The organism is Mesorhizobium sp. WSM4847, from assembly GCF_055811335.1.
Genome location: NZ_JBVVPY010000031.1, coordinates 21,444 through 46,421, shown reverse-complemented (window position 1 = coordinate 46,421; position 24,978 = coordinate 21,444). Strand labels below are relative to the sequence as shown.

The window sequence follows — 24,978 nt, the reverse complement described above, 5'->3', positions numbered from 1 at the left end:
TAAAGCGCGCGACATGACCACGCCGATCAAGAACATCCGCAATTTCTCCATCGTCGCCCATATCGACCATGGCAAATCCACGCTTGCCGACCGGCTGATCCAGTCCACCGGCGGGCTGGAGCTGCGCGACATGAAGGAGCAGGTGCTGGACTCGATGGATATCGAGCGCGAGCGCGGCATCACCATCAAGGCGCAGACGGTGCGATTGAAATACCGCGCCAACAATGGCGAGGATTTTATCCTCAATTTGATCGACACGCCCGGCCATGTCGACTTCGCCTACGAAGTGTCGCGGTCGCTCGCCGCCTGCGAGGGCTCGCTGCTGGTTGTCGACGCCAGCCAAGGCGTCGAGGCGCAGACGCTGGCCAATGTCTACCAGGCCATCGACAACAACCACGAGATCGTCGTGGTGCTGAACAAGGTCGACCTGCCGGCCGCCGAGCCCGAGCGCATTCGCGAGCAGGTCGAGGAGGTGATCGGCATCGACGCCTCCAACGCCGTGCTGATCTCGGCCAAGACCGGCCTCGGCATCCCCGACGTGCTGGAGGCGATCGTCAACGAGCTGCCGCCGCCGCGCGAAGGCGACATCACGGCCCCGCTGAAGGCGATGCTGGTCGACAGCTGGTACGACGCCTATCTCGGCGTCATCGTGCTGGTCCGCATCATCGACGGCGTGCTGAAGAAGGGCCAGACCATCCGCATGATGGGCACCGGCGCCAAGTATCTGGTCGAGCGCACCGGCGTCTTCACGCCGGCCCGCATCAATGTCGACGAGCTCGGCCCAGGCGAATTCGGCTTCTTCACCGGCTCGATCAAAGAAGTCGCCGACACCCGCGTCGGCGACACCATTACCGAGGACAAGCGCCAGACGGCGCAGGCCCTGCCCGGCTTCAAGCCGGCGCAGCCGGTGGTGTTTTGCGGCCTGTTCCCCGTCGACGCCGCCGATTTCGAGGATCTGCGCGCCGCGGTCGGCAAACTGCGCCTCAACGACGCTTCTTTCTCCTATGAAATGGAAACCAGCGCGGCGCTCGGCTTCGGCTATCGCTGCGGCTTCCTTGGCCTGCTGCATCTGGAAATCATCCAGGAGCGGCTGGAGCGCGAGTTCAACCTCGACCTCATCGCCACCGCGCCCTCGGTCGTCTATCGCTTGGCTCTGACCGACGGCACGACGAAGGAACTGCACAACCCGGCCGACATGCCCGACGTGGTCAAGATCCAGGCGATCGAGGAGCCGTGGATCCGCGCCACCATCCTCACCCCGGACGAATATCTCGGCGGCATCCTGAAACTCTGCCAGGATCGGCGCGGCATCCAGGCCGATCTCTCCTATGTCGGCAAACGCGCCATGCTGACCTACGATCTGCCGCTCAACGAGGTCGTCTTCGACTTCTATGATCGGCTAAAATCGATCTCCAAGGGCTACGCCTCCTTCGACTATCACCTGACCGACTACAAGGAAGGCGACCTGGTGAAGATGTCGATCCTGGTCAACGAGGAGCCCGTCGACGCGCTGTCGATGCTGGTCCACCGCACGGCGGCGGAAAAGCGCGGCCGCCAGATGTGCGAGAAGCTGAAGGAACTGATCCCGAACCATCTGTTCAAGATCCCGATCCAGGCGGCAATCGGCGGCAAGGTCATCGCCCGCGAGACGATCTCGGCCCTGCGCAAGGACGTCACGGCCAAATGCTACGGCGGCGACGTCTCGCGCAAGCGCAAGCTGCTCGACAAGCAGAAAGAGGGCAAGAAGCGGATGCGCCAGTTCGGCAAGGTCGACATCCCGCAGGAGGCGTTTATCCAGGCGCTGAAGATGGGCGATTGAGAAGCCGTCCGCGCGCAGCTGAGGGGGATCAGGCTTCGTGGCCCAGCGCTCGCGGCTTTATCAGCCGGCGCGTATCGGCTAAGGGCGGGGAGCAAAATCCCGGATTCGCCAATGACCGCCAAATCCTCCCCCCTGTTCCTCGGCATCGACACCGGCGGCACCTATACCGATGCCGTGCTGTGGTCGGAAGCCGGTGGCGCTAACGGAAAGGTTCTGGCCAAGGCCAAGGCGCTGACCACCCGCCACGATCTGGCGGTCGGCATTTCGGGCGCGGTCGATGCGGTGCTGCAAAAAGCCGCCACCGATCCGGCAGCAATAAAACTGGTGTCGATGTCGACGACGCTTGCCACCAACGCGCTGGTCGAGGGTCAGGGCGGCCGCGTCGCGCTGGTGATGATCGGCTTTTCCGAGGGCGACCTTGCCCGCGACGGGCTGAAGGCCGCGCTCGGCACCGACCCTGTGGTGTTCTGCCCGGGCGGCCACGATGTCCATGGCAATGCGGCAAAACTCGATCTGTCCGGGCTGGAGGCAGCGCTGCCGGAACTCGGCGCCTCGGTGTCCGGCTTTGCCGTCTGCGCCTATTTCGCCACTCGCAACCCGGCGCATGAGCTAAGCGCGCGGAACCTGATCCGCGGCATAACAGGCCTGCCGGTCACCGCCAGCCACGAGCTTTCGGCCAAGCTCGGCGGCCCGCGCCGGGCGCTGACGACGCTGCTCAACGCCAGGCTGATCTCGATGATCGACCGGCTGGTGGCGGCGACCGAGGGCTTTCTTGCCGCGCGCGGCATCGCCGCCCCGCTGATGGTGGTGCGCGGCGACGGCGCGCTGGTTTCCGCCGCCTTCGCCCGCCAGCGGCCGATCGAGACGATTCTTTCAGGCCCGGCCGCCAGCCTTGTCGGCGCTCGCCACATGACCGGCCTCGACAATGCAGTCGTCTCCGACATTGGCGGCACCACCACCGACGTTGCCGTGCTCGACCAGGGCCGTCCCAGGCTTGACCCGGAAGGCGCCACCGTCGGCGGCTTCCGCACCATGGTCGAGGCGGTCGCCATGCGCACCTTTGGGCTCGGCGGCGATTCCGAAGTGACGCTGGAGGACGGCGCGCTCAACCCAAGAATCCTGCTCGGGCCGCGCCGCCTGGTGCCGCTGGCGCTGGCCGGCATGATGCATGGCGAAGCGGTGACCGTCGAACTGGAACGCCAGATGCGCGCGGCCAACCCCAGCCGCATGGATGGCCGGCTGGCGGTCAGGACCGGCGTGCCGGAGCGGCTGGCTGCCGGCCTGACCGGCGCCGAGGCCAAGCTTTATGAGCTGATCGGCTCGACGCCTCTCGCCGTCGACAGGCTTTTGACATCAAACGCCCAGAACGCCACCTTGAACCGGTTGGTGTCGCGCGGGCTGGTGCATGTCGCCGGCTTCACGCCGTCGGACGCCGCCCATGTGCTGGGCAAGCAGGCCAACTGGGATGCCGCCACGGCTCGGCTCGGCGCCGAGCTGTTCGCCCGCAAGCGCGACGGCCGCGGACAGGCGATCGCCGCCACGCCGGAGGCGATCTCGGAACGGGTGCTGACCACGCTGACCCGGCTGTCGGCGGAAGTCATCCTCGAAACCGCCTTTGCCGAGGACGGGCTGGATGGCGCGGCGACCGTGGCGCACGCGCTGGTGCAGCGCGCCGTCGATTCCCATCCCGGCATCGCACGGCTGAGCGTCGCGCTCGACCGCCCGGTCATCGGCCTCGGCGCCTCGGCGCCGCTGCATTATGCCGGGCTGCCACCGCTGGTCGGCCATGACTGCGTGGTGCCCGAAGATACCGATGTCGCCAATGCGCTCGGCGCCGTCGTCGGCCAGGTCAGGGTTTCGGCGGAGGCGCGCGTCAGCCAGCCCCAGGAAGGGCTGTTTCGCGTCGCCTCAGGCGAAAGCGTGCGCGACTTCAATGACGAGGCGGCGGCGATCGCGGCAGCGGAAACCGATGTCCGCGCCATTGCCGCCGGGCGGGCCAGGGACGCCGGCACCGACAGCGCCGAAATCGAGATCGCCAGCGAATTCCGCGTCTCGACCGTCGAGGGCCAGCGCATGTTTATCGAGGCGCATGTGGTGGCCGTGGCGTCGGGCAGGCCAAGGATCGCGGTTTGAGGGAGAGCGCAATCTCCCCCACAAGGGGGAGATTGGCGGCTTTGGCCGGCGGCGAAAATGCCCTACCTTCACCCTAAGCTGAATTGACCCTGCCACCCTGACATGTCAAAGGCCCGGCCAAAGCCCTTCGTCTGGAGAAGCCCCGATGACCGATCGCGTCGAAATCGCCGGATTGCGGATTGCCCGCGAGCTTTATGATTTCGTCGTGAACGAGGCGCTGCGGGCCACCGGCATTGCAGCCGACGCCTTCTGGACCGGCTTCTCGGCCATTGTGCATGATTTGGCGCCGAGGAACCGGGCTCTGCTCGCAAAACGCGACGCGCTGCAGGGCCAGATCGACCACTGGTATCGCGACAATGGCGCGCCCGCCGACATGGAAGCCTACAAGGATTTCCTGAGGGAAATCGGCTATCTCGCGCCGGAAGGGCCGGCCTTCTCCGTCGCGACGGACAATGTCGACCCCGAGATCTCGGTGGTTGCAGGGCCGCAATTGGTAGTGCCGGTGATGAACGCGCGTTACGCGCTGAATGCCGCCAATGCGCGCTGGGGCTCGCTCTATGATGCGCTCTACGGCACCGACGCCATTCCCGAGACCGACGGCGCCGAGAGGGGCGCCAGGTTCAATCCCGTGCGCGGCGCCAAGGTCATTGCCTGGGCGAAGGGTTTTCTCGACGAATCGGTCCCGCTGACGACCGGCAAATGGGCAGGGGTGAACGGGCTTGCCGTGGCCAACGGCATGCTGCGGCTGAGCGAGGGCGCCGGCGCCACCACGCTCGCCGATCCCAAACAGTTTGCCGGCTATCGCGGCGACGCCGATAATCCCGAAGCCGTCCTGCTCACCGGCAATGGCCTGCATATCGAGATTGTGATCGACCGCAGCAACCAGATCGGCAAGACCGATCCGGCCGGCATTGCCGATGTCGTGCTGGAATCGGCGCTGACGACCATCCAGGACTGCGAGGATTCGGTAGCGGCGGTCGATGCGCAGGACAAGGTTTTGGTCTACCGCAACTGGCTCGGCCTGATGAAGGGCGACCTTGCCGAGGAGATCACCAAGGCCGGCAGCACGTTTACGCGTAAACTCAATCCCGACCGGTCGTACACCGCGCCTGATGGTGGCGCCCTGTCCCTGCCCGGCCGCTCGCTGATGCTGATCCGCAACGTCGGCCACCTCATGACCAATCCGGCGATAATGGATCGCGACGGCAACGAAGTGCCGGAAGGCATCATGGATGCGGCGATGACGGCGCTGATCGCGCTGCACGATGTCGGCCCGAACGGACGACGCGCCAATTCCCGCGCGGGCTCGATGTATGTCGTAAAGCCCAAGATGCACGGGCCGGAGGAAGTCGCCTTCGCCGTCGAGATATTCGACCGTGTCGAGGCGCTGCTCGGCATGGTGAAAAACACCATCAAGATGGGCATTATGGACGAGGAGCGGCGCACCACCGTCAACCTCAAGGAGGCGATCCGCGCCGCCAAAGATCGCGTCGTCTTCATCAACACCGGTTTCCTCGACCGCACCGGCGACGAGATCCACACCTCGATGGAAGCCGGCCCGATGATCCGCAAGGGCGAAATGAAGCAGGCCGTCTGGATTGCCGCCTACGAAGCCTGGAACGTCGACACCGGGCTGGAATGCGGGCTGGCCGGCCGCGCCCAGATCGGCAAGGGCATGTGGGCGATGCCCGATCTGATGGCGGCGATGCTGGCGGAAAAGATCGCCCATCCCAGGGCCGGCGCCAACACCGCCTGGGTGCCGTCGCCGACAGCGGCGACGCTGCACGCCACCCACTACCACAAGGTCGACGTCCACGCTGTGCAGGCGGCGCTGAAGAGCCGCCCCAAGGCAAAGCTCGACGACATCTTGTCGGTGCCGGTAGCGGTGCGGCCGAACTGGTCGCTGGAGGAGGTCCAGAACGAGCTCGACAACAACGCGCAAGGCATTCTGGGCTATGTCGTGCGTTGGATCGACCAGGGCGTCGGCTGCTCGAAGGTGCCTGACATCAATGACATAGGCCTGATGGAGGACCGCGCCACGCTGCGTATCTCCTCGCAGCACATCGCCAACTGGCTGCATCACGGCGTGTGCACCTCAGACCAGGTGATGGAGACGATGAAGCGCATGGCCGGCGTCGTCGACCGCCAGAATGCAGGCGATCCGCTCTACCGGCCGATGGCCCCTGACTTCGACAAGTCGATCGCCTTCCTCGCCGCCTGCGACCTCGTATTCAAGGGCCGGGTCCAGCCCAACGGCTACACCGAGCCGGTGCTGCACGCGCGGCGGCTGGAGCTGAAGGCGAAGGAAAGACCCTCGATAGCGCGCACAGTGTTTTAGTATAACTCGACGGATATTAGGCATCGCTAAAGCGTCATTGTCCCGGTGCATGCGATCTGCTACGACTTTATCACCGACAAACGGCTCTGGGAGGCCGTGCGTCCGACATCATGTACAAGATCAACTCAAAACCGGAGAACGGCCATGAAACGGCTTCTGACGGTCGCTGCCCTTTTGGCGGCGGGCAGTTTGTTTGCGATGCAAGGCGCAGCCGCCGATGACGCTGCGATGATCAAGAGCGCTGAGTCCGCCGCACCCCCCGCTGTGGCAAGCGGCGCTGCGATCCACGCCATGGATGACAAGGGCGCAATGCGCACGCTGCGCGAGGGTACAAACGGCTTCTGGTGCATGCCGGACCACCCGGCCACGCCTGGCCCGGATCCAATGTGTGGCGATGCCAACTCGATGGAATGGGCAATGGCGTGGATGCAAAAGAAGGAACCGCCCAAGGGCAAGGTCGGCTTCATGTATATGCTGGCCGGCGGCAGCGACGGCAGCAACACCGATCCTTTTGCGACGAAGCCCGAGGAAGGCAACAATTGGATAGAGACCGGCCCGCACGTGATGGTCGTCAATGCAATGGACATGATGCAGGGCTATCCGGCGGACCCCAAGCCTGACACGTCCAGGCCATATGTGATGTGGGCGGGCACTCCCTACGCACATCTCATGATCCCGGTTAAGTAGCTGCCGCCGAAATGACTGGCGATAGCGATCAGGCTGCGTAGCAATTCTGACGATGTGCCTTGAGATAAGGGTCATCGCAACGCCCCCGCACCCCGGTCGGTTTTGAATGTGGCAGGCCGAGCGTCTCCTCGGCGACCCCTCCCGGCCGCTTCGCGGCCACCCTCCCCTCAAGGGCCCTCAAGGGGGAGGGGAACGTCACGCCGCCTGCGCCATTCGCTCCGAACTCATGCGGTACGAAATCGCCTCGGCCACATGGATGCGGCCGACAGTCTCGCTGGCCTCGAGATCGGCCAGCGTCCGCGCCACTTTCAGCACCCGGTGATAGGCCCGCGCCGAAAAGCCGAGCTTTTCGCTGGCATCCCTGAGCAGTGACAGGCCTGATGCATCCGGCATCGCGATCTCCTCGATGACCGAGGGTGAGCAGTGCGCGTTGGTGGTGACGGAGGTCGCGCCGAGCCGCTCGAAACGTTCGCGCTGGGTTGTCCGCGCGCGGGCCACGCGCAGCGCCACATCGGCACTTTTCTCCGCCCGGTCCGGCCGGATCAGATCGCTGGCCGAGACCGCCGGCACCTCGATCCGGAGATCGATGCGGTCGAGCAGTGGGCCGGAAATGCGCGCCTGGTAGTCGGTGCGGCAGCGGTCGCCGCGCAGGCAGCGATAGCCCGGCTCGCCGGCCATGCCGCAGCGGCACGGGTTCATCGCCGCGACCAGCTGGATGCGCGCCGGATAGGTGACGCGATGATTGGCGCGGGCGATCATGCAGTCGCCGGTCTCCAGCGGCTGGCGCAGCGCGTCGAGCGCCTGCGGCGAGAATTCGGGAAACTCGTCGAGGAACAGCACGCCGTGATGGGCCAGCGAGGCCTCGCCTGGCCGCACGCGCAGGCCGCCGCCGACCAGCGCCGCCATCGAGGCCGAATGGTGTGGCGCGCGGAACGGCCGCCGGTCGGTCAGCTTGCCTTCGCCAAGCTCGCCGGCCACCGAGGCGATCATCGAGACTTCGAGCAATTCCCGCGGCGCCAGCGGCGGCAGGATCGACGGCAGCCGCTGCGCCAGCATCGATTTTCCCGATCCTGGCGGACCGATCATCAGCAGATTGTGGCCGCCGGCCGCCGCCACTTCGAGTGCCCGCTTGGCGGTCTCCTGGCCCTTGATGTCGGCAAGATCCGGCAGGTCGCGCGCCGAGGCATGAATACCGGCCTCCGGCCGCGACAGCACCTGCGTGCCGCGAAAATGATTGGCGATGGCGATCAGGCTGCGCGGCGCCAGAATGTCGAAATCCTTGCCGGCCCACGCCGCTTCCGGGCCGCAGGCGAAAGGGCAGATCAGGCCCTTGCCTTCGGCATTGGCGCCGATCGCCGCCGGCAGCGCGCCGGCCACCGCGGCGATGGTGCCGTCGAGCGACAGTTCGCCAAGCACGACGTAGCCGGCCAGCATGTCGCCTGGAATGGCGCCAAGCGCCGCCATCAGGCCAAGCGCGATCGGCAAATCGTAATGGCTGCCTTCCTTGGGCAGGTCGGCAGGCGCCAGATTGACGGTGACCTTCTTCGACGGCATCGACAGGCCCGATGCGTGCAGCGCCGCCTGCACCCGCTCCCGGCTTTCGGCCACCGCCTTGTCGCCGAGGCCGACGATGTGCATGTTGACCTTGCCCGGCGCGATCATCACCTGCACGTCGACCGGCACGGCCTCGATGCCCTGGAAAGCGACCGTGCGGACCCGCGCAACCATTTTTCTGCCCCCGGACATGGGCTCGCCCGAAGCCCATGCGATCATGCCGCGAACGGCGTCATCTGAGACAACCACAGATTTTGCGCAAAGGCAAGAACATTACGGGAACAATCGAACGTTGTGCCTTGATGGCGCCGCATCGGCTACGGATCGGAAAGCCGCTGTTCCGCCAAGCATGGACGCTACTTGCGCTTGTCCTCAACCGCATCCCAGAACAGGCTGGCGATATCGGCGCCACCAAAACGCTGCACCTCGCGCACGCCGGTCGGCGACGTCACGTTGATCTCGGTCATGTAGTCACCGATCACGTCGATGCCGACGAGGATAAAACCGCGCTCTTTCAGCGACGGGCCGATGCGGGCGCAGATCTCGCGTTCGCGCTCCGTTAGTTCCGTTTTTTCGGCGCGGCCGCCGACATGCATGTTGGAGCGGGAATCAGTCTCGGCCGGCACCCGGTTGATGGCGCCGACCGGCTCGCCGTCGATCAGGATGATGCGCTTGTCGCCGGCTCGCACCTCCTTCAGATAACGCTGAACGATGTAGGGCTCGCGGAACATCTGGCCGAACATTTCGAGCAGCGAGGCGAGGTTGCGATCGGCCTCGTGAAGGTGGAAGATGCCGGCGCCGCCATTGCCGTAGAGCGGCTTGACGATGATGTCGCCGAACTCCCTGCGGAAGGCGGCAACCTCCTGGCTGTCCTTGGTGATCAGCGTTTCCGGCATCAGGTCGGGAAACTCGGCGACGAAGATCTTTTCCGGGCTGTTGCGCACCCAGGCCGGGTCGTTGACCACCAGCGTCCTGGGATGGATGCACTCGAGCATATGCGTCGTGGTGATGTAGTTCATGTCGAACGGCGGGTCCTGCCTGAGCAGGACGACGTCCATCTCCGACAGGTCGGTCCGCACTTTCTCGCCGAGCGAATAGTGATTGCCCTTCTCGTCGCGGACCTGCATTTCCTCGACGCCGGCAAACACCTTGCCGTCGCGCAGCGACAGCCGGTCGGGCGTATAATGGAACAGCTGGTGGCCGCGCCGCTGCGCTTCCAGCGACAGCGCAAACGACGTGTCGCCGGCAATCGAGACGGTGGAAATGTGGTCCATCTGGACAGCGATTTTCAGGGGCATGGCGGATCTCCGGCGGATCGGATGGGCTGCTTGCCCTTACAACCTCCCCGGTCATCTGCCAATCGCGACATTTTGAGCATTGCCTGCTGGGCCTCGATGAGGCGCAGGCGGAGCGCCTTGTCAGTTCGGCTGCGCCGGCGGCAACGATTCCCGTTTCGGCGGGGCGGTCGGGTTTCGATGCCACGCTCGGCTAGAAATTCCCTCCGTGGCACCTTGCGCGTCAAGGCGATCTGACGAGCGACTTGTCAGACATAAGCCCGCGAATTTGTTTTTTCTCCCTTGCTCCCCCGACCGGGCTGGCTAGGATGCGCGCCGACCGAGCCTACAGCGCCGCGCGTCCTTTTGGACGCGCAAACGACGCTGTAGCACTTTGATTTTGCGCATGATCCTTTCCGTAAATCGCAACTGATTTTCGGGGTCATGCGCAGGGAGAAAAAAATGATGCCATCGGCGCGCTTTGCCGACCTTGAGGACGCTTCGGTGCTGATCACCGGCGGCGGCTCCGGAATTGGCGCGGCGCTGACCGAGGGTTTTGCCCGCCAGGGGGCAAAGGTCGCCTTCATCGACATCGCCGACGCCCCGAGCCTGGCGCTGACCGACCGCATCGAAAAGGATCTCGGCCGCCGCCCCCTCTATCTCAAGACCGACATACGCGACGTCGAGGCGCTGCGGGCTTCGGCCGCCAGGGCGGCAGAGGCGCATGGCGACGTCACCGTGCTGGTCAACAATGCAGCACTTGACGATCGCCACGCGGTGGAAGACGTCACCGTGGAGTTCTGGGACAACAACCAGGCGGTCAACCTGCGTCCGCATTTCTTCTCCGCACAGGCGGTGGCGCCGGGCATGAAGCGCGCCGGCGGCGGCTCGATCATCAACTTCACGTCGACGTCATTCCTAATCAATCACCCCGACATGCCGGCCTATACCGCCGCCAAGGCCGGGATCGTCGGCCTGACCAAGGGGCTTGCCGGCAAGCTCGGCGCCGACGGCATTCGCGTCAATGCGATCGCACCCGGCTGGGTGATCACCGAGCGGCAGAAGCAGCTCTGGGTCACCGAACAGGCGCTCGCCGCCCACGTGGCCAAGCAATGCATCAAGCAGGTGATGCAGCCGGAAGACGTCGTCGGCACGGTGCTGTTCCTGGCGTCGGACGCTTCGCGCATGCTGACCGCGCAGATGCTGATCGTCGACGGGGGCTTCCTGTGAACTCAGCGAGCAACGTGCCTTCTGTGGCCGCCGTCGATTGGGGCACCACCCGTCTCAGGGTCTGGCTGGTCGATGAGGCCGGAAACGTCCTTGCCGAGCGTCGCGGCGACGACGGGCTGATCACCGCGCAGGCGGCCGGGTTTTCGACCATCCTCGAAGGACATCTGGCGGCGATGGGCGCGCCGGAAGCGATGCCCGTGATCATCTGCGGCATGGCCGGCTCTCGCCAAGGCTGGCTGGAGGCGCCCTATGTCAGCGTGCCGGCGCCGATCGGCGCCATCCTTGCCGGTGCTGCGCGCGTTCCCGGCCAGCGCCGCGACATCCGCATCGTGCCGGGCCTTGCCCAGCGCCAGGCCGACGCGCCCGACGTCATGCGCGGCGAGGAAACGCAGCTTGCCGGCGCCGGTTTGCCGGCAACAAGCCGCCATCTCGTCTGCATGCCCGGCACCCACTCCAAATGGGTGCTGGTCGAGGACGGCGCCGTTGCCGGTTTTGGCACCTGGCCGACCGGCGAGCTGTTTTCGGTGCTGGCGGCGCATTCGATCCTGCGCCATTCGCTGGGCGAGCAGCCCAAGCCGGTTGCACCAGGCAATCCGTTTTTCCAGCGCTGGTGCGAGATCGCGCTGGCCGAGGGCGGCGATGTCACATCGAGGCTGTTCTCGATCCGCGCTGCGGGCCTATTGCAGGACCTGAAACCCGACGATGCCGCTGCTTGCCTGTCCGGCCTGCTGATCGGCGGCGAGATCGCCTCGGCCAGCCGCCGCTATCGAAAAGGCGCGGCGTCGATCGTGCTGGTCGCATCCGGCGCGCTCGGCACCCTCTACACTGAGGCGCTCGGTCTTGCCGGGCTTGCGGTGAGAGCCGTCGATGCCGACGAGGCGGTGCGTGCCGGCCTCATCGAGGCGGCGCGCAAAAATGGCATGATTACTGGAAGCGGAGTTGCCGCATGACCGAGACCGCATCGTTTCCGAAGCTCGAGCGCGGGCTTGTCGCCATCCTGCGCGGCCTCAAGCCGGACGAGGCGGTGGCCGTCGGCCGGGCGATCTTCGAGGCCGGCATCGAAGCGATCGAAGTGCCGCTCAATTCGCCGGATCCGTTTGTCTCCATCGCGAGAATTGTTGAGGCGCTGCCGGCGACGGCATTGGTCGGCGCGGGGACTGTGTTGACCGCAGCCGATGTCGACGGACTGAACAAGGCCGGCGGGCGGCTGCTGGTCAGCCCCAACATCGATACGGAGGTCATGGGTCGCGCCATGAATTACGGGATGGTGACGATGCCGGGCGTATTCACGCCGACCGAAGCCTTCCAAGCCATCCGGCTCGGCGCCTCGGCGCTGAAATTCTTCCCGGCCAGCGTGCTCGGCGCGGCCGGGATCGCGGCGATGCGCGCCGTTTTGCCGGCTGAGACGCTGGTCGGCGCGGTCGGCGGCGTGTCGGAGAAGGACTTGGCCGGCTACAAGGCGGCCGGTGTCAGCGTCTTCGGCCTCGGCTCCAGCCTGTTCAAGCCTGGTATGAGCGTCGACGAGGTGGCAACGCGGGCGCAGGCCGCAGTCGCGGCCTGGGATGCAGCGTTTGGAGCAGCGCCATGAGCGAAGCCATCGTTTCGGTTTTTTCCGACCATGTCTGTCAACTCGGCGAAGGCCCGAGCTATGACCCCGCCACCGAAACGCTCTACTGGTTCGACATCGTCAACGGCCAACTTCTGGAAAAGCCCCTGTCCGGCGGTGCCGTCAAAATCCACGAGCTTGGCCAAATGGCCAGCGCGATCGCCGTCGTCGACGACAAAAGACAGTTGATCGCCACCGAAACCGGCCTGCATGTCCGCGACGTGGCGACCGGCAAAATGACGCTGCATACGGCCATCGAGGCCGACAATCCGGCGACGCGCTCGAACGATTCGCGCGTCCATCCCTGCGGCGCCTTTTGGGTCGGCACGATGGGCAAGGGCGAGGCAAAGGCCGCTGGCTCGATCTACTGGTTCTTCAGAGGTGAATTGCGCCGGCTCTATTCAGGCATCACGGTGTCGAACTCGATCTGTTTTTCCGAAGACGGAACCGTTGCCCATTACACCGATACCAGCACCGGCCTGTTGATGCGCGTCGGCTGCGATCCGGCGACCGGCCTGCCGGCTGGCGAGCCAAAAATCTTCGTCGATCACCGCAAGGCCAAGGGCTATATCGACGGTTCGGTGCTCGATCGCGACGGTGTCCTGTGGAACGCCTGCTGGGGCGGCAGCGTCGTTGAAGCCTACGGGCCTGACGGCAAGCTCATCCGTTCGGTCGCGATGCCGGTGACGCAGCCGTCCTGCCCGGCCTTTGTCGGCAGGAATGCCGACCGGCTGGCGGTCACCTCCGCCTGGTCGGGCAAGGATGAGAAACAGCGCCTGCTGGATCCGCAAGCCGGCATGACGTTTCTGCTCGACATTCCGGTCAACGGCCGCTTCGAGCCGCGCGTGCTGATCGCCTAGGCTGACGTCGATTTCGCGAAAGCCTGATACATCCGCCATGCGATGGTAGGCAGTCGCACTGCCAGGCCCGTTCATCGCCAGGAATCGTTAATGCCATGTCAAGCCGCGGGCCGAAGCTGATCCTAGTCTACGAGCCGGAAAACGCCTGCTTCGAGCGGCTGGTTGCCGATGGCCACGTGCCGGGGCGCGCCGCCGAAATCGCCTCCTATCTGGCGCAATCGACCGACATCGCCCCTGAGTTCGACGCGCTGGCCGCAGCCTGCCAGACGCGCGGCCTGTCCTTCGCGCCGGTGGCGCTCGACGATGCCGCAAATCTGCTTGCCGGTGAGGATCCGAAGACGACGCTGGTGTGGACGCTGACTGACGGCATCGCCTATTTCCGTGGCGGTGCGGCGCCGGCGCTGGCAAGGCTGAACGGCCTGAAGCTGCTCGGCGCCGATGATGCGCTGTTTGCGCTCTGCCAGGACAAGTTCCGCTCCGGCGCCGTGCTCGGCGCACTTGGCCTGCCGGTGCCGCAATCCGGTTTGGCACGCGACGGACGCTGGCTGGTCGAGCCACCGGCTTCGCCAGCCGGCTGGTTCGTCAAGCCGAGCCGGCTCGGCGCCAAGATTGGCATCTGGCCGGATTCGCGCAGCAGAGATCTCGGCCACGCGCTTGAGCTTAGCCGGCGCGTCTTCGCTGCCTATCGCGACGATGTCGTCGTGCAGCCTTACGTCACCGGGCGCAATGCGCGCGCCAGTTTTCTCGGTCTGAAGCCGGACACCGGCGTCGAAGCGCTCGGCATCGTCTTTGTCGAGTCGGGAAGTGATTTCCAGACAATGGAAGACAGCCTGGCGCTCTACGGCGACACCGGCGAGGCTGCCAGGGCGGCGGGAACATATGCCGAGCCGGTGCTGCTGCCGGTTGCCGCCAGCCAGCCGCGAGCCGATGCAAGGATCCGACGGATCGCGCAAAGCCTGATCGCCGGGCTTGGCCTGCGGGATGTGTTTTCCGTCGATTTCCGGATCGAAGCCGACGATAGCATCCACCTCATCGAGTTCGAGGTCTGCCCGGGCCTGCCTTGCTTCGATTTCCGCGCCTATTGCCGCACGCAATGGCAGATGGGCCTCGCCGATGCGATGGCCGCGACCGCCGCGAGCCGTTTTTTCGCCTCGCCCACGAAATGAGCAGCGCCCGCGTACGCAGCCGCGCCGACGGGCCAGGACCGTGCCTCGACAAACGGCTTGCGTTCCGACATTTCACTTAATAGGGTGTTAAGTGAAGGAGGCACTCGGTGAAAGTCGACCCTGCGACATTCCCGGAGGTAGCCGCGCTGGCGACGACGGAAGCGGGCAAGGCCAAGCATGTCGGCGGCCGGATCAAGGCCATTCGCATGGCCCGACGCATTTCGCTTCGCCAGCTGGCTGACATGGTCGGCACGACGGCGAGCTTCATCAGCCAGCTCGAGCGCAATCTGAGCGGCGCCAGTGCCAGCACCTTGATGCGGATCGCGGCAGCCCTGGATCTCGGCATCAACGAGCTGTTCGAGCAGACTGAAGGTGGGTTCCACAAGGTGCTTACCAGAGCCGACCGCCCCCTGCTGCCGATCAGCCACGGTTGCCGAAAGACGCTGCTGTCGCGTCGGCCGATCCATGAATTCGAGGTTTATTCGGGGGAGTTCGACGTCGGCGGCTCGACCGGCGACGAAGCTTACACGCATGGCGGCAAGCACGAGATGTTCGTCGTCCTGAAGGGCACTGTCGAGCTGACGCTGGCAGACGAGCGCTTCGTCATGAACGAAGGCGACAGCATCGAATACGCCACCTCGACGCCGCATCGTACAGAGAATATCGGCAAGACGCCGGCGCAGGTGCTCTGGATCATAGCCCCTCCGACCAGTGGCGCGGCGGAACTCAATCGATACACGCCCGGACAAGGCTCGCAGCCGGGCGGACCGAAGTAATGCGGGTGCACATAAATGGGAGATAAAACATGAAGACCAAGATCGGACAGGTGGCCGCGCTCGGGCTGCTGATGATCACCACAGCAGCGCTTGCGCAGAGCAAGCCGGTGGCGGGCGAGGTGGCAGAGGGCTCGCTGAAGGGCAAGACGCTTACCTTCGTCTCGTATGGAGGCATTTATCAGGATGGTCAGATCGCCGCGCTGAAAGAGTTCGTCGACAAATCAGGCGTGACGCTGCTCAGCGACGGGCCAACCGAGATCTCGAAATTGCAGGCGCAGGTCGAGTCCGGCAATGTCACCTGGGACGTTGTCGATACCGGCGATTTCCCACCCTATGTCTATTGCGGCAAGCTGTTCCAGAAGCTGGACTTCTCAAAGATCGATACGTCCAACATTCCGGAGGGCCAGACCAGCGAATGCAGCGTGCCGGCCATGAACTATGGCGTGGTGCTGATGTACAACACCGAAAAGTACAAGGATAACCCGCCCAAGAGCTGGAAGGATTTCTTCGACATCGAGAAATTCCCGGGCTCGCGCGCCCTGGAGGGCAGCGGCGATCTGTCCGGCGGCATGATCGAGCAGGCACTGCTCGCCGCCGGCGGGTCGGTCGAAAACATGACGGTGGCCGATATCGACAAGGCTATCGAGAAGGTGAAATCGCTTGGCCCGGACACGATCTTCTGGAAGACCGGCGCCGATTCCCAGCAGCTCGCCGAATCCGGCGAAGCCGACATGATCGCGATGTGGACCGGACGTGCCATGACCGCGGTGAAGAACGGCGCGAAGTACACGCCGGCGTGGCAGGACTGGCTGGTGGTGATGGATCAGATGACCATTCCGATGGGCGTCAAGGACCCCGACGCGGCGCATGCGCTGATCAACGCCTATCTTGGCAAGAGCGCGCAGGAGACGCTTGCAAAAACCACCTCGTATACCCCGATCCACAAGGACGCGAAGCCCGAAGTGGACGAGATCACCGCGGCGTTCATGACCAACACGCCGGACAAGCTGAAGCTTGGCTATCAGCAGAACATCAAGTTCTGGGTGGAGAACTTCGAGGTGGCGAACGAAAAGTGGAATGGGTTGATGGCCGGCAATTAGGTCCGCCGCCGTGGCAACGAGAGCAATCGACAGCCGGGACACTGTTCCGGCTGTCGCGGCAGACGACCGGCGGCGCTGGTTTCGTGGACAGGCTTTCTGGCTCGTCGCGCCGGCGCTGCTGCTGCTCGTCATCTGCCTGGGCCTGCCGCTCGCCATCGTCACCTTGCGCAGCTTTTCCGAGCCGCAATGGGGATGGCAGAACTATGCCTGGTTCTTCGGCACACCGGTCAATCTGACCGTGCTTCAGCGGACCTTCGCGATCTCCGCCTGGGTGACGCTGGTATGTCTCATTGCCGGCTATCCCTATGCCTATGTGATGACCGCGGTCGGACCCAGGATGCGGCTCATCCTCATCCTGTGCGTGCTGGTGCCGTTCTGGGTGAGCGGCGTCGTGCGCACTCTGGCATGGGTCATCCTGCTGCAGGATTCCGGCGTGATCAACTCCGTCATCAGGGCAGTCGGCCTCAGCCCGGTCAAGCTGATCCGCACGCAGACAGGCGTGGTGATCGGCATGGCGCAGGTGCTGTTGCCGTTCATGATCCTGCCGCTCTATTCGGTGATGAAGACGATCGACCTGCGGCTCATGCAGGCGGCACGGAGCCTCGGCGCGAGCCCGGCGCGCGCCTTTGCCCAAGTCTATCTGCCGCTCTCGCTTCCGGGCGTCTACGCGGGCGCCATCATTGTCTTCATTCTTGCACTCGGGTTCTACATCACCCCGGCGCTGCTCGGTGGTCCGCGGTCGACCATGCTCTCGACCCTGATCCAGAACCAGGTGCTCAGCCTGCTCAACTGGGGCCGCGGCGGTGCGATGGGTGTGGTGCTGTTGATCGCCACCTTCGTCCTGCTCGCGCTCGCAGCACCGCTGTCGCGTCAACCGCACAAGATGGGCTCGAGACGCTGATGAAACAGCCCGGTCGAATCCTGCTCGGTCTGTACTGCCTGCTGGTCGCGGTCTGGCTGGTCGCACCGACAATCGTCGTCGTGCCAATGTCGTTCAACGACAAGAAGTCGCTGGCCTTTCCGCCATCCGGCTTTTCCTGGCAGTGGTACCAGAACTTTTTCACCAACCCCGAATGGTCGGCGAGCCTGGTCGGCTCGCTCAAGGTCGCCGTCGTCACGGCGCTGTTCGCCACCGTCATCGGCACGCTGGCGGCATTCGGCCTCGATCGCATGAAAAGTCGCGTCAGCGGCGTGCTGCGCGCGCTGCTGATCACGCCAATGGTCGTGCCGGGGGTGGTGCTCGCCGTCGGAATCTACGCGGTCTATCTCGATACGCGGTTGGTCGGCACCATGACCGGCTTCGTGCTGGCCCACACGATGCTCGCCGTTCCTTTCGTCATCATCGCCGTCTCCGCCAGCCTGGAAGTCTTCGACAAACGGCTGGAGACTGCTGCGGCCAGCCTCGGCGCGACCCGGCTGACGGCGTTCAGGACGGTGACCTTGCCGCTGATCGCGCCGGGCATCCTGTCGGGACTGCTGTTTGCGTTCGTGACCTCATTCGACGAGATCATCGTCGCGCTGTTCATCACCAGCCCGTATCTGAAGACACTGCCGGTCCAGATATTCTCGAGCATCACCCGGGACGCCGACCCCACCGTTGCGGCAGTGGGCACGCTGCTCTTCATCGTGACGTCGCTGGTGATCGGGGCGGGGCTGCTGATCGGTTCGAGACAGGGGAAACGTTGACATGGCCTCACCATCGACCCGCGGCGCAGCCATAGATCTCAAATCCGTCAGCAAACACTATGGCAGCTTCATCGCCCTCGACAAGGTCTCGCTGCGCATCGAGCCGGGGGAGTTCATGACGCTGCTCGGACCCAGCGGTTCGGGCAAGACGACCACACTCAACGTCATCGCCGGCTTCACCGAAGTCAGCTCGGGTTCGCTTGATGTCGGCGGCAAAAGCGTCATCGGCGTACCGGCGCACAAACGCAATATCGGCGTCGTCTTCCAGCACTACGCGCTGTTCCCGCATATGACGGTGAGCAGGAACGTCGCATATCCGCTGACCCTGCGCGGCATCGCCAATCCCGATCGCGCGGCCCGGGTGCGCAAGGCGCTGGACATGGTGAGGATGGCCGATTTCGGCCACCGCTTCCCCAGCGAGCTCTCCGGCGGACAGCAGCAGCGCGTCGCGCTGGCCCGTGCCATCGTATTCGACCCGCCGCTGCTCCTGATGGACGAGCCGCTCGGCGCACTCGACAAGAAGCTGCGTGAATGGCTGCAGCTCGAGATCAAACGGATCCACAGGGAATTGGGCACCACCTTCGTCTACGTCACGCACGATCAGGAGGAGGCCCTGGTCCTCTCGGACCGCATCGCCGTGTTCAACCAGGGACGCATCGAGCAGATCGGCACCGGTCGCCAACTCTACGACGAGCCCGAGACGTTGTTCGTCGGAAAGTTCGTCGGCGACTCGACGATACTGCGTGGTGCAGCCTCCACCTCCGGCAACGAGACCGCCATCGACGTAGCCGGACGGAAAGTGGCCGCCGCCAAACGCCTTGCCGACGGCGCCAAGCCGGTGATGCTGCTGCGGCCGGAGAAGCTGAGCCTCGCCAGGCGGGGAAAGGGCGGACAAGATCGAAACACCCTGCCCGGGCGCATCGGCGAGGCCATCTATCTCGGATCTGGCTCCAAATACGAGGTCGTGCTGGCCGACACCTCGAAGGCGATCGTGCGCTCGACGCTGGAGGCCGAAACCTTCGCCATCGGCGACGAGGTCGACCTCGTATTCGCGGGCAACGACGTGAAGCTGCTGGCCGACGACGAGAATGCCGATTTCACGCTGACCTAAAATCCTGTCTGGGAAAAATCGCGACAATGGACGTGAAGAAGAACGGCGACGTTTCATTCTGGTATGCCGACATCGGCGGCGTGCCCGGCTATCGGCCGCCGCTGCAGGGCGATATCGTGGCCGACGTCTGTATCGTCGGGGCCGGCTACACCGGCCTTTGGACCGCCTATTATCTGAAGCAGGCAGCCCCGCATCTCAATATTGTCGTCATCGAGAAGGAGTTCGCCGGCTTCGGTGCTTCGGGGCGCAATGGCGGCTGGCTGTCCGGCGGCTTCTCATGGTCGCGCGAAAAATATGAGGAGGCAACCTCGCGCGCTGGAGTCATCGCCATGCAGGCGGCAATGACGGGCACAGTGAACGAGGTCATATCGGTTGCGGAAGCTGAAGGCATCGACGCCGACATTCGTCGCACCGACGAACTGCTGGTCGCAACCAACGAGGCGCAGGAGCAGCGCGCCAAGGCGATGTATGCCCATGCCAGATCCTGGGCGCTGACCGACGAGCGCGTCGGGTATATCGATGCAGCCGAGATGCGTCGGCGCATAGCGGTACACAACGCCCGCGGCGCCTTCGTCATCAAGAAGGTTGCGCGGATTCAGCCCGCAAAGCTGGTGCAGGGGCTCGCCAGGGCAGTGGAGCGGCTCGGCATCCCGATCTACGAACAGACGACCGTGCTGTCGATCGAGAGCGGCAAGGTCGCAACCAACCGGGGCGTGGTGCGGGCCGAAAAGATCGTGCGGGCGACCGAGGGTTTTACCGCGGGAATCGCCGGCCACGAAAGACTGTGGTTGGCGCTCAACAGCGCCATCGTGGTCACCGAGCCGCTTTCCGACAAGCTGTGGAGCGAAATCGGCTGGGATTGCTACGAGGTGCTCGGCGACGCCGCGCACACTTACTGCTACGCCCAGCGCACCCGGGAAGGACGCATTGCCATGGGCGGGCGCGGGGTGCCCTATCGGTTCGGCTCGAAGACCGACGTTCGAGGCGTCACCCAGCAGGCGACGATCGACAATCTGCATAAAATCCTGACGACGCTTCTGCCGCAGACCAAGGGGCTCAAGCTCGACCATGCGTGGTGTGGAACGCTGGGCGTGCCGCGCGACTGGTGCACGACGGTGGGCTTTGACAGGCAGACCGGAATAGGCTGGGCCGGCGGTTATGTCGGCCTCGGCGTTTCCACCTCGAACCTCTCGGGGCGCACTCTGCGCGATCTGCTGCTGGGCAACGACACCGAGTTGACGCGGCTTCCCTGGGTCAATCGAACCGTGCGCAAGTGGGAGCCAGAGCCGCTGCGCTGGCTTGGCGTCCATTCGATGTATCAGCTCTATCGAATTGCCGACGAGCGGGAAGCAAAGGGGCTGCCGCGCACGTCGCGGCTGGCCGCCCTGGCCGATCGCATCACCGGGCACTGACCCGCATCACTTCGAGGATTTAGCAATGATCGACTTCAAGACCTTCGCCCACCTGGCGCATATCGACCTCGGTGAGCCCCAGCCGAAGCCCACCTCGCTGGAAGGCGATCAGATGGAAGCATCCAACACGCTTTGGACTTCCGAGGATGGCAAGATCGAAGTCGGTGTCTGGGAATGTTCGCAAGGCCGGTTCACCGCGCGCCGTGACACGAATTCCGAGATTTGCCACATCGTGTCCGGCCGCGTGACGCTGCACGGTCCTGGTGGCGCAGCCAAAGATGTCGGACCCGGCGAATTGCTCGTCCTGCCGCTTGGCTGGGAGGGCGAATGGACCATCCATGAGAAAACGCGCAAGCTTTACATCCTGCATTCGATCTGAACGCCGCGGGCACGTTCGCGACGGTACGGCAGTGGCCGCTGAACTAAACTAGACCCCTTCGACCAGCACGATCTCGCCGTCGGCCACCCTCTGCCGGATCGCGACGGCGCGCTGGTATTCGGGCGAGCGATAGCAATCGTGCGCCGCAGCCAATGACGGAAACTCGATGATCACGTTGCGGTCGCGGCCCGGCCCTTCTGCTTTTTCATGCGCACCGCCTCGTGCCAGGAAAACCGCGCCGAAACGATCGAAAGCCGGTTTGGCGGCAGTGACATAGTCCTTGTAGCCTTCCGCATCGCGCACATCGACGCGGGCGATCCAGTATCCCTTCGGCATGCTTGTTCTCCGAATTGTTAGGCCGAGCGCATTTCGTCAAGAATTGCTTCCGCGACCGCTCGCCTGTCGGCGGCGCTGACGATCGGCCGGCCGACGACGAGATGGCTGGAGCCGTTGCGGATCGCCTGCGCCGGCGTGACGACGCGTTTCTGGTCGCCATGGTCGCTGCCCTTGGGCCGTATCCCCGGCGTGACGACGGCCATGTTGGGGCCGACGATCCGGCGCACCGCCTCCGCTTCCTCGGCCGAGCAGACGATGCCGCCCATGCCGGCATGCAGCGCCTGCTCGGAGCGCCTCAGCACCAGCGTATGCGGGTCATGCTCATAACCGGCGTCGATCACGTCCCGCTCGTCCATCGAGGTCAGCACGGTGACGCCAAGCAGGCAGAGATCGCTGCCCCTGGCGGCCGCGACCGCTGCCTTCATCGTCTTCGGATAGGCGTGCAGCGTCAGCATGGTCATGCCCATCCTGGCAATGGCCTCGACGCCCTTGGCTACCGTGTTGTCGATGTCGAGCAGCTTCATGTCGAGGAAGATCCTGGTGCCGCCGCTGGCGAGCTCGCGGGCGAAGTCGAGGCCGCCGGCGAAGGCGAGCTGATAGCCGATCTTGTAGAAGGAGACGACCCCGTCGAGCTCGCGCACCACCGTCTCGGCGTCCTTCAGCGTCGGCACGTCGAGGCCGACGATCAGCCTGTCTTGCATGGTGCTGGCGCGCTTCCGGATCACGCCTCGATCCGCGTCGACAGCAGGCGCGAGGTTTCGATCAGCGTGCGGCATAGGTGCTCCATCGATCTGTGCAGTCGCTCGTCCCTGAAATTCCCGTCCTCGTCGAAGGCGTTGCCGCCCTCCGGGACAGAGCACTCCGGCGTCACCACCTCCATCTGGCAGCGCACCAGCACGGCGCGCAGGTGGTTGATGCAGCGTACCCCGGCGAAATGTCCTTTGGAAGACGAACAAAGGCCGGCGGGCTTGCCGGTGAACGGCCTGAACGACCGCCCGCCATCCGTGCGCACCCGGCTCACCCAGTCGATGGTATTCTTGAGCAGCGGCGGGATCGAGCCGTTATATTCGGGCGTCGCGATCAGCAACCCGTCATGGGCGACGATTTGCCGGGCAAGCCTGATGGCGTTCTCGGGAATGCCTTTCTCCTTTTCCAGATCCTCGTCGAGGATCGGCAGCGGATAGTCGGCAAGCGAGATGCGGGTCACCTCGGCGCCCTGCAGGGCGAGTTCCTTCTGCGCCACATCGGCGGTCCTGCCGCTGTAGGCGCCAGAGCGAATCGAACCGGCGAAGACGAGAATTTTCGCGATCACTGCCATCGGCCCCTTGTTCCCGGACAGGTACAGCCAGGGATCTGTCAAATCAACGCACCGGCGCAAAAATCGAAAAGGGATCTTGGGGGCACATGAGTGAAGGGTGTGTTGAGATTCAGGTCAGGCCGAGCCGAAAATGGTTGGTTCCGAGAACCGGAGCGGAGCGTACTTGAAGTACGTGAGCACCGGAAGCGCAGGAAGCTGCCATTTGCAGGCCGGTCTCACCTGAATATCGGCACACCCTAATGCGCCCCGCGCCGGTAGATCCAAAGCTGCGTTGGCGGGATGTTGCGGATGACGAAATGGAAATGCTCGACCGTGTAGTCGCCGCGGCCGGGCGGGATCGGCGACAGCGGGCCGTAGGTCAGCTGCACGACCGGGCGGCCTGTCGGGATGCGGTCGAGAAGGCTTTCGACGTAGGCGACGCGCTGTTCGACCGGGAAATTGAGCAATGGCACGCCGGAGATGACAGAATCGAAGGTCAGGCCGCTCTTGTCGCCGAGCGTCGCATCGAGATTGAAGGCATCGCCCTCAATGACGTTGACGCCGGGATAGAGCTGGCGCAGATGGCGCACGAAATCGGGGGAGTATTCGACTGCGTAGAGATTTTCAGGCTTTACGCCGTGGGCGAGGATGGCTCGGGTGATGACACCGGTGCCGGGCCCGACTTCGAGCACCGGCAGGCCCGACATCGGGTTGACGACGGAGGCCATCTTGCGGGCCGTGATGGAACTGGTCGGCACGATCGAACCGACCGCCTTCGGCTTGTCGATCCAGCCCTTGAAGAACTTCAGTTCGTCGTCGAACTTCTCTGCCAGCGTCTTTCGCAGTCCGGGACCATGTGCCATGCAAGTTCTCCTGAACGGTCCCCCGAGTGGCTACTTAGCAGCTACGGGCTTCAAGGCAAGGCGGACGCCGGTATAAGGTGTTGATGACGCTAGGGGAGCTTCCGCTCGGTTGTATTCTACATCCGATTGGCGAGAGTCGCCATCAGCGCTCGCTGAAGGTCTCGAAAAAGTCCTTCATGCGGGCGAAAAAGCCGCTCGACTGCGGCGAATTATCCTTCGAGGAAAGCTGCTCGAACTCCTCCAGCAGCTCGCGCTGGCGGCGGGATAGGTTCTGCGGCGTCTCGACCGCGGTCTGGATGTAGAGATCGCCGACATTGTGCTGGCGCAGCACCGGCATGCCCTTGCCCTTGAGGCGGAACTGGCGGCCGTTCTGGGTGCCTTCCGGCACCTTGACCTTCGTCTGGGTGCCGTCCAGCGTCGTCACCTCGAAGGAACCGCCAAGGGCAGCCGTCGTCATTGAGATCGGCACCTTGCAGTAGAGATCGGCGCCGTCGCGCTGGAAGAATTCGTGCGGCTTGACCGCCAGGAAAATATAAAGATCGCCCGACGGGCCGCCGCGCAGGCCGGCCTCGCCCTCATTGGCAAGGCGGATGCGGGTGCCGTCCTCAATGCCGGCCGGGATGTTGACCGACAGCGAGCGCTCCTCGGTGACGCGGCCCTGGCCGGCGCATTTCGCGCACGGCTCCTTGATGGTCTGGCCACGTCCCTGGCATTGCGGGCAGGTGCGCTCGATCGAGAAGAAGCCTTGCGTGGCGCGCACCTTGCCGTGGCCGTTGCACATCGAGCAGGTGACGGGCTGGGTGCCGGGCTTGGCGCCGCTGCCGGAGCATTCCATGCAGGAGATCGAGGCCGGCACGTGGATCTGCGCCGTCTTGCCGGCAAACGCCTCCTCCAGCGTGATTTCCATATTGTAGCGCAGGTCTGCACCGCGCTCGCGTCCGCCTGACGAGCGGCGCTGGCGCCCGCCCATCATGTCGCCGAAAATATCCTCGAAGATGTCGGCGAAACCGCCGGCGCCGAAGCCGTGTGCGCCGCCGTTCATGCCGCCCTGTTCGAAGGCGGCGTGGCCGAAACGGTCGTAGGCCGCCCGCTTCTGCGGATCCTTCAACGTCTCGTAGGCTTCGTTGATTTCCTTGAACTTGTGCTCGCAGGCATGATCGCCGGGATTGCGATCGGGGTGGAACTGCATGGCCAGCTTGCGGAAAGCGCTCTTGAGCTCCTTCTCGTCGGCCCCCTTTTGCACGCCCAGCGTTTCGTAGAAATCAGCTTTCATCTTTTCCCGCAGTCCGGATATTCAACGTCTTGAAGCACTTTGCGTCGTTCGCCGGCACGCTGTTCCGATTTAGGTGCG

The 24,978-nt window shown here is 64.5% G+C and carries 23 protein-coding genes; 16 read left to right on the top strand and 7 right to left on the bottom strand.

Annotation, left to right across the window (positions count from 1 at the left end):
• Positions 1-13 precede the first annotated feature (13 nt).
• The 4 genes from lepA (at position 14) to AC0L28_RS30700 (ending at position 6,977) form a co-directional block, all read left to right on the top strand.
• On the top strand, positions 14-1,819 hold the full coding sequence (lepA, locus tag AC0L28_RS30715; protein ID WP_473482037.1) for a translation elongation factor 4: 1,806 nt from the start codon (positions 14-16) through the stop codon (positions 1,817-1,819).
• A gap of 111 nt (positions 1,820-1,930) precedes the next feature.
• Positions 1,931-3,952 (top strand): hydantoinase/oxoprolinase N-terminal domain-containing protein, encoded by a 2,022-nt coding sequence (locus AC0L28_RS30710; RefSeq protein WP_473482034.1) that lies wholly within the window; start codon positions 1,931-1,933, stop codon positions 3,950-3,952.
• 145 nt (positions 3,953-4,097) lie between these two features.
• On the top strand, positions 4,098-6,290 hold the full coding sequence (locus AC0L28_RS30705) for a malate synthase G (RefSeq protein ID WP_473482033.1): 2,193 nt from the start codon (positions 4,098-4,100) through the stop codon (positions 6,288-6,290).
• A gap of 144 nt (positions 6,291-6,434) precedes the next feature.
• Positions 6,435-6,977, top strand: coding sequence for a hypothetical protein (locus AC0L28_RS30700; protein WP_473482031.1), 543 nt, complete (start codon positions 6,435-6,437; stop codon positions 6,975-6,977).
• 195 nt (positions 6,978-7,172) lie between these two features.
• Here the strand turns inward: AC0L28_RS30700 and AC0L28_RS30695 are convergent, their stop codons facing one another.
• Together AC0L28_RS30695 and gshB are read right to left on the bottom strand one after the other, a co-directional pair.
• A complete protein-coding gene (locus tag AC0L28_RS30695) occupies positions 7,173-8,705 on the bottom strand; it encodes a YifB family Mg chelatase-like AAA ATPase (RefSeq protein ID WP_473482030.1) in 1,533 nt (510 codons plus the stop codon).
• A 182-nt stretch (positions 8,706-8,887) separates the two neighbouring features.
• A complete protein-coding gene (gene gshB, locus AC0L28_RS30690) occupies positions 8,888-9,829 on the bottom strand; it encodes a glutathione synthase (RefSeq protein WP_473482028.1) in 942 nt (313 codons plus the stop codon).
• Positions 9,830-10,267: 438 nt separating this feature from the next.
• Between gshB and AC0L28_RS30685 the strand changes: the two genes are divergently transcribed.
• The 12 genes from AC0L28_RS30685 (at position 10,268) to AC0L28_RS30630 (ending at position 21,131) form a co-directional block, all read left to right on the top strand.
• Positions 10,268-11,035: an SDR family NAD(P)-dependent oxidoreductase gene (locus tag AC0L28_RS30685; RefSeq protein ID WP_473482026.1), complete on the top strand. Its 768-nt coding sequence runs from the start codon at positions 10,268-10,270 to the stop codon at positions 11,033-11,035.
• On the top strand, positions 11,032-11,985 hold the full coding sequence (locus AC0L28_RS30680) for a 2-dehydro-3-deoxygalactonokinase (protein WP_473482024.1): 954 nt from the start codon (positions 11,032-11,034) through the stop codon (positions 11,983-11,985). Before AC0L28_RS30685 ends, AC0L28_RS30680 begins: the two co-directional genes overlap by 4 nt.
• Positions 11,982-12,623, top strand: coding sequence for a 2-dehydro-3-deoxy-6-phosphogalactonate aldolase (locus tag AC0L28_RS30675; protein ID WP_473482022.1), 642 nt, complete (start codon positions 11,982-11,984; stop codon positions 12,621-12,623). Before AC0L28_RS30680 ends, AC0L28_RS30675 begins: the two co-directional genes overlap by 4 nt.
• Entirely contained in the window at positions 12,620-13,501 is an 882-nt protein-coding gene (locus AC0L28_RS30670) for an SMP-30/gluconolactonase/LRE family protein (protein WP_287206359.1), read from the top strand. The genes AC0L28_RS30675 and AC0L28_RS30670 overlap by 4 nt, the downstream gene beginning before the upstream one ends.
• A 95-nt stretch (positions 13,502-13,596) precedes the next feature.
• Complete coding sequence (locus tag AC0L28_RS30665; protein WP_473482020.1) at positions 13,597-14,667, top strand: D-alanine--D-alanine ligase family protein; 1,071 nt, start codon at positions 13,597-13,599, stop codon at positions 14,665-14,667.
• A 107-nt stretch (positions 14,668-14,774) separates the two neighbouring features.
• Positions 14,775-15,443 (top strand): helix-turn-helix domain-containing protein, encoded by a 669-nt coding sequence (locus tag AC0L28_RS30660; protein WP_473482018.1) that lies wholly within the window; start codon positions 14,775-14,777, stop codon positions 15,441-15,443.
• Positions 15,444-15,472: 29 nt separating this feature from the next.
• On the top strand, positions 15,473-16,543 hold the full coding sequence (locus AC0L28_RS30655) for an extracellular solute-binding protein (protein WP_287176117.1): 1,071 nt from the start codon (positions 15,473-15,475) through the stop codon (positions 16,541-16,543).
• A 10-nt stretch (positions 16,544-16,553) separates the two neighbouring features.
• Complete coding sequence (locus tag AC0L28_RS30650; RefSeq protein WP_128169330.1) at positions 16,554-17,444, top strand: ABC transporter permease; 891 nt, start codon at positions 16,554-16,556, stop codon at positions 17,442-17,444.
• A complete protein-coding gene (locus AC0L28_RS30645) occupies positions 17,444-18,229 on the top strand; it encodes an ABC transporter permease (protein WP_027154694.1) in 786 nt (261 codons plus the stop codon). The genes AC0L28_RS30650 and AC0L28_RS30645 overlap by 1 nt, the downstream gene beginning before the upstream one ends.
• A 1-nt stretch (position 18,230) precedes the next feature.
• Complete coding sequence (locus AC0L28_RS30640) at positions 18,231-19,340, top strand: ABC transporter ATP-binding protein (protein ID WP_236370805.1); 1,110 nt, start codon at positions 18,231-18,233, stop codon at positions 19,338-19,340.
• Positions 19,341-19,366: 26 nt separating this feature from the next.
• Positions 19,367-20,752 (top strand): NAD(P)/FAD-dependent oxidoreductase, encoded by a 1,386-nt coding sequence (locus tag AC0L28_RS30635; RefSeq protein ID WP_473482015.1) that lies wholly within the window; start codon positions 19,367-19,369, stop codon positions 20,750-20,752.
• 25 nt (positions 20,753-20,777) lie between these two features.
• On the top strand, positions 20,778-21,131 hold the full coding sequence (locus tag AC0L28_RS30630; protein WP_473482013.1) for a cupin domain-containing protein: 354 nt from the start codon (positions 20,778-20,780) through the stop codon (positions 21,129-21,131).
• A gap of 48 nt (positions 21,132-21,179) precedes the next feature.
• On the opposite strand, the gene AC0L28_RS30625 is transcribed toward AC0L28_RS30630, so the two are convergent.
• From AC0L28_RS30625 to dnaJ, 5 genes are all read right to left on the bottom strand, one after another.
• Positions 21,180-21,467, bottom strand: a complete 288-nt coding sequence (locus AC0L28_RS30625) for a DUF1330 domain-containing protein (RefSeq protein WP_473482011.1) — start codon at positions 21,465-21,467, stop codon at positions 21,180-21,182.
• A gap of 17 nt (positions 21,468-21,484) precedes the next feature.
• Positions 21,485-22,168, bottom strand: a complete 684-nt coding sequence (gene pyrF / locus AC0L28_RS30620) for an orotidine-5'-phosphate decarboxylase (protein WP_128174823.1) — start codon at positions 22,166-22,168, stop codon at positions 21,485-21,487.
• A 20-nt stretch (positions 22,169-22,188) separates the two neighbouring features.
• A complete protein-coding gene (locus AC0L28_RS30615; protein WP_128169335.1) occupies positions 22,189-22,785 on the bottom strand; it encodes an NADPH-dependent FMN reductase in 597 nt (198 codons plus the stop codon).
• A gap of 236 nt (positions 22,786-23,021) precedes the next feature.
• Complete coding sequence (gene pmtA, locus AC0L28_RS30610; RefSeq protein WP_027154687.1) at positions 23,022-23,627, bottom strand: phospholipid N-methyltransferase PmtA; 606 nt, start codon at positions 23,625-23,627, stop codon at positions 23,022-23,024.
• 142 nt (positions 23,628-23,769) lie between these two features.
• A complete protein-coding gene (gene dnaJ, locus AC0L28_RS30605) occupies positions 23,770-24,900 on the bottom strand; it encodes a molecular chaperone DnaJ (RefSeq protein WP_023801455.1) in 1,131 nt (376 codons plus the stop codon).
• Positions 24,901-24,978 lie beyond the last annotated feature (78 nt).